Origin of the sequence: Actinomadura sp. 21ATH (assembly GCF_041951345.1) — a bacterium.
In the GTDB taxonomy this organism is placed as follows: Bacteria; Actinomycetota; Actinomycetes; order Streptosporangiales; family Streptosporangiaceae; genus Spirillospora.
The window spans coordinates 1-4,797 of the sequence record NZ_JBGNUR010000037.1; the positions used below are offsets into that span (position 1 = coordinate 1).

Here is a 4,797-nt window from a genome sequence, read left to right on the forward strand (position 1 = left end):
TGGCTGAACGGCTGCCGCCGCCTGCACCGCCGCTACGAACGCAAACCCGAACACTTCCTGGCCTTCGTCGCCATCGCCGCCACGCTGATCTGCCACCGCCGACTCACCAATTGAGACGACGTCTAAGACCCTGCACCCTTTTGCAGTTCATCTCCGACGACGAGTACCGCCGCATGATCGGCTCCCAGCTCAACGTTCAGGAAGGCCGTCACCGCCTCGCTCGCCGGATCGCCTTCGGCAACCGCGGTCAGCTCCGCCAGCGCTACCGCGAGGGCATGGAAGATCAGCTCGGCGCGTTCGGCCTGGCGCTCAACGCGGTGGCGTGGTGGAACACCCTCTACCTGGACGCCGCGGTCAAACAGATCCGCGCCGATGGGTTCCCCGCCACTGATGACATGTGCGCCCGGATCTCACCCATCGCTTCTGAGCACATCGATTTCCTGGGTCGCTACGCCTTCACTCGCGCTGACGCTAGCTCGGGGTTGCGGCCGTTCCACGACCCGGCCGCCGAGGGGCAGCCGCCAGCTCGCGGGCCCAGGGCATCGAGCTGTCATTGGGCGGTGTAGCCGCCGTCGACGGGCAGGGCGATGCCGGTGACGTAGCTGGCGCCGGGGCTGCACAGCCACAGCACGGTCTGGGCGATCTCGTCGGGGGTGCCGAGGTGGTCGATGGCCTGGCCCTTTTCGGCTTGGGCGCGGTCGAGTTCGCCGCCTTCGATCATGGCGTCGAGCATGGGGGTGGCGATGGTGCCGGGGCAGACGGCGTTGACGCGGACGCCGCGCGGGCCGTACTCCGAGGGCGGCGCTGCGGGTCAGGCCGATGACGCCGTGCTTGGAGGCGTGGTAGGCGGCGCGGCCGGGGTTGCCGACGAGGCCGCCCAGGGAGGAGCAGTTGACGATGGCTCCGCTGCCCTGGTCGCGCATGTGGCGCAGCTGGTGCTTCATGCTCGCCCAGACGCCGCGCAGGTTGACGGCGTTGACACGGTCGAACTGGTCGGCGTCCTCGTCGGCGGCGTCGGTGGGCGGGACCATGATGCCGGCATTGTTGAAGGCCGCATCGAGCCGTCCGAAGGCCGCCACGGTGCGGTCCACGGCGGCGGCGACTTGGTCCTCGTCGGTCACGTCGCAGACCAGGGCGAGTACCTGGTGACCGTTGTCGGTGAGTTCTCTGGCGACTTGCTCAACGGCGCCCGCGTCGATGTCGGCGAGGCCGACGGCGGCGCCGGAGGCGGCGAAGGCGCGGGCGGTGGCCAGACCCATGCCGGAGGAGGCGCCGGTGACGAAGGCGACCTGACCGGTGAAGTCGTAGGTGGGGTTCATCCGTCATCTCCTGGGTGGGTTCGGGTGAGTCAGGTGGTCTGGCCGCCGTCGACGACCAGGGCGGTGCCGGCGGTGAAGGCGGCGTCCTCCGAGCACAGCCACCGCACGGCGGAGGCGATCTCCTCGGGCTTGCCGAGGCGGCCCACGGGTTCGTCGGCGATGAGTCCTTCGCGGCCGCCGGGGCGGGTGTCACCGAAGCGGCGGATCATCTCGGTGTCGATGATTCCGGGACACGGAGCGTTGATGCGGATGCCGTCGGCGGCGTGGTCGAGGGCGGCCGAGCGGGTGAAACCGATGATCCCTTGCTTGGCGGCGGCGTAGGCTGCCTGGCCCTTGAAGCCCTTGAAGCCGGCGTCGGCGCCGGAGGAGACGTTGACGATGTCGCCACCCCCGCCTCACTGGAGCATGTGCCGTATCTGGGCGCGAGTGCACAGGAACGCGCCGGTGAGGCTGACACCGACGATGCGGTCCCAGTCCTGCTTGGCGGTGTCGGCGGCCGACTGGACCGGTTGCTCGACACCGGCGTTGTCGAAGGCCGCGTCCAGCCGCCCGAAACGCTCGACGGTCCGGTCGACGGCGGCCTGGACGTCACCCTCGCTACTGACATCACCGGGAAGCACGAGGGCCTGGCCACCGTCGGCGGTGATGAGCCGTGCGGTCTCCTCCAGCCCGTCGACCGAAAGGTCGAGGAGCGCGACCTGTGCTCCGGCGCGGGCGAAGGCCACAGCGGTGGCACGGCCGAGCCCCGGAGGCGGCTCCGGTGACGAATGCGCTCTTACCGGCGAAATCGTAGGTGACGCTCATACCGGTTCCTTTCCTGTTCGGTGTCAGGGAGCGGTTTGGATGGTGATGCGCGCGGCCTTGGTGAGCCGAGCGGGGGCGGCGTCGATGTGACCGAGGATCAGCAGGTCGGCTGAGGCGGCGGGGCCGTTCTTGTAGAAGAGGGCGAGGTTGCCCCAGGGCGCGAAGTAGGCGATGTCCCCGGCCTTGGCCGCGGCCGGTTCGGGGGCGTCTTCGGTGGTCAGCTTGCGCGGCGGATAGCCGATCCGCTCGGTGCCGTGGAAGTCCTCCAGGTCCAGGGTGAGCGGGAGCAGGGAGGCCAGGTCACGGGCTGCGGGGCTGTCGTTCAGCGTGGCCTGGACGGGCTGCCCGTCGAGGGTGACGCGAAGGTTCATGGCGCTGTTCCTTCCAGACGCCGTGGCAGACGGCGTGGACGGTGTCCCGCGCGGCGCGGTCGGCCCGCTGGTCGCGAGGGGGGGCTTCGAAGACGGAGCCGGCCGGCCGCTGCCGCAGGCCGTCACTGCGACGGTCAGCATGGTCGCGGCGGCGAAACGAAGCAGGGCACGCGGCATGGCCGGTCCTTGTCCTTCCCCGTGCTTGAGCTGCTCGGTCTTGCCCGTACAGGGGGTCAGGCGGTGGCCGGGGCAGCGGCGTACTCGGCGTCGGTGACGGGGGTGAGCCAGTGCACGACGTCGTGGTCGGCGTCGCTTTCGTTGATGGCCAGGTGGACCATCAGCCGGTTGGGTGCGGCGCCGTGCCAGTGCTCCTCGTCGGCCTCGAACAGGACGCGGTCGCCGGGCCGGATGATCTCGATGGGGCCGCCGCGGCGCTGGCACAGGCCGATCCCTTCGGTGACGAAGACGGTCTGGCCGAGCGGGTGACGGTGCCAGTGGGTGCGTGCCCCGGGCATGAAGTGCACCAGGCTGGCGGTGACCCGGGACGGGGCGGGCGCCGCGGCGACCGCGTCGATGTAGACGTCGCCGGTGAACCAGTCCGCCGGGCCCTTGACGGTGTCGATCGAGCTTCGCGTGATCTGCATGGCAGTTCCGTTCCGTGAGCGTTGCGGGCGATGCCGCAGGTGGTTGTGCGTGGGTTCAGGGCTTCAGGAGGGTCTTGATGGCGCGGCGCTCGTCCATCGCGGCGTAGCCCTCGGCGACCTGGTCCAGGGGGAGGGTGAGGTCGAAGACCTTCCCTGGGTCGATGGCGCCGGTCAGGACCCGGGTGATCAGGTCGGGCAGGTAGCGGCGCACGGGCGCCGGGCCGCCGCGCAGGCCGACGTGGGAGAAGAACAGTTCCTGGCCGTCGAGGGCGACGTCGTGGGGGACGCCGACGAAGCCGACGTTGCCGCCCGGCCGCGCCGAGTGCAGGGCCTGGCGCATCGCCTCGGCGGTGCCGACGCACTCCAGCACGCTGTCGGCGCCGATCCCGCCGGTCAGCTCCCTGATCCGGGCCACCCCGTCGTCGCCGCGCTCGGTGACGATGTCGGTCGCGCCGAACGCGCGGGCCAGCTCCTGCCGCGACTCGTGCCGGGACATGGCGATGATCCGTTCCGCACCCATCTGCTTGGCGGCGATCACCGCGCACAGCCCGACCGCGCCGTCGCCGACCACCACGGCCGTGGAGCCGGGCCTGACCTCGGCGGCGTCGGCGGCCCACCAGCCCGTGCCCATCACGTCCGAGACCGCCAGTAGCCCCGGCCAGAACTCCTCACCCGGTATGCCGTCGGTCGCGACCAGGGTGCCCTGGGCGTTGGGGATGCGGACGTGGTCGGCCTGGCAGGTGGTCATGAACTCGCGGTTCAGGCAGTGGGACTGGAAGCCGTTGCGGCAGTTGGCGCAGGTTTCGTCGGAGGTCGCGAACGACCCGACCACGAACTGCCCCGGCTTGACGGCGGTGACCTGCGCGCCGACCTCCTCCACGAACCCGACGTACTCGTGTCCCATCGGATGCGGCGCCTCGGTCGGCTCGGCGCCGCGGTAGGGCCACAGGTCCGAGCCGCACACACAGGTCACCGCGGTACGGATGATCGCGTCGGTGGGGTGGAGGATCTCCGGGTCGTCCAGCGTCTCGAAACGGATGTCGCCGGGCGCGTGGATCACTGCTCCGCGCATGAGAAGGTTCCTTTGCTTTCGTGGCGCGCCGCCGCGACAAGTGCCGGCGGCGCCGAGTGCGGATATGCCCAGAACGTCAGGTGGCGGACCACCCCGGTCCGGGCGTGGACGCCTCCCGTAACCTGCCTTTACCTGGGACGGAAGCACCACGCCCTCCAGGTAACCCGCTGTTGGTGCGGGCAGCCAGGCACCGTCAAGGGGTGTACTGGCAGTACATCCCTGCGCCCCTGGCCAGCACCTACCGTCAAAGGGTGGACAACCGTGAAGAGGTCCGCGAGTTCCTGACCTCGCGGCGCGCGAAGATCACCCCCGAGCGGGCCGGGCTGCCGCCGGGGTCGCGGCGCCGGGTGCCGGGGCTGCGCCGCAGCGAGGTCGCCGCCCTGGCCGACATGAGCGTGGAGTACTACGCCAAGCTCGAACGCGGCAACCTCGCCGGCGTCTCCCCGTCCGTGTTGGAGGCCGGGGGTTCCCCCTGAGATGTGGACACCGGTTTCAGGCGGCAGCGGTGAGGCTACCTGTGGTTTTCTCGTAGTTGATCGGTGAGAGGTGGCCCAAGGCCGAGTGGCGGCGGCGGGTGTTGTAGCGGG

The 4,797-nt window shown here is 70.5% G+C and carries 5 protein-coding genes and 4 pseudogenes; 3 read left to right on the forward strand and 6 right to left on the reverse strand.

The features are described from left to right. Both ACA361_RS42180 and ACA361_RS42185 read left to right on the forward strand, forming a co-directional pair. A pseudogene (locus ACA361_RS42180) lies at positions 1-114 on the forward strand (IS5/IS1182 family transposase); the annotation flags it as partial. Further along, positions 90-566: a Tn3 family transposase gene (locus ACA361_RS42185; RefSeq protein ID WP_375020789.1), complete on the forward strand. Its 477-nt coding sequence runs from the start codon at positions 90-92 to the stop codon at positions 564-566. The pseudogene ACA361_RS42180 and the gene ACA361_RS42185, both read left to right, overlap by 25 nt. Here the strand turns inward: ACA361_RS42185 and ACA361_RS42190 are convergent. From ACA361_RS42190 to ACA361_RS42215, 6 genes and pseudogenes are all read right to left on the reverse strand, one after another. Next, positions 551-733 (reverse strand): SDR family oxidoreductase, encoded by a 183-nt coding sequence (locus ACA361_RS42190; RefSeq protein WP_375020785.1) that lies wholly within the window; start codon positions 731-733, stop codon positions 551-553. The two genes, ACA361_RS42185 and ACA361_RS42190, sit on opposite strands and share 16 nt — an antisense overlap. Before the next feature lie 112 nt (positions 734-845). Next, positions 846-1,319 (reverse strand): annotated as a pseudogene (locus tag ACA361_RS42195) (SDR family NAD(P)-dependent oxidoreductase); the annotation flags it as partial. 29 nt (positions 1,320-1,348) lie between these two features. Then, a pseudogene (locus ACA361_RS42200) lies at positions 1,349-2,044 on the reverse strand (SDR family oxidoreductase). 102 nt (positions 2,045-2,146) lie between these two features. Continuing rightward, positions 2,147-2,494: a cyclophilin-like fold protein gene (locus ACA361_RS42205; RefSeq protein WP_375020786.1), complete on the reverse strand. Its 348-nt coding sequence runs from the start codon at positions 2,492-2,494 to the stop codon at positions 2,147-2,149. A 233-nt stretch (positions 2,495-2,727) separates the two neighbouring features. Continuing rightward, complete coding sequence (locus tag ACA361_RS42210; protein WP_375020787.1) at positions 2,728-3,138, reverse strand: cupin domain-containing protein; 411 nt, start codon at positions 3,136-3,138, stop codon at positions 2,728-2,730. A gap of 55 nt (positions 3,139-3,193) precedes the next feature. Then, positions 3,194-4,210 carry a zinc-dependent alcohol dehydrogenase family protein gene (locus tag ACA361_RS42215; RefSeq protein WP_375020788.1) on the reverse strand — a complete coding sequence of 339 codons (1,017 nt, stop codon included), beginning with the start codon at positions 4,208-4,210 and terminating at the stop codon, positions 3,194-3,196. Between the two features lie 251 nt (positions 4,211-4,461). On the opposite strand from ACA361_RS42215, the pseudogene ACA361_RS42220 reads away from it, so the two are divergent. Further along, positions 4,462-4,671, forward strand: a pseudogene (locus tag ACA361_RS42220) (transcriptional regulator); the annotation flags it as partial. Positions 4,672-4,797: the final 126 nt, after the last annotated feature.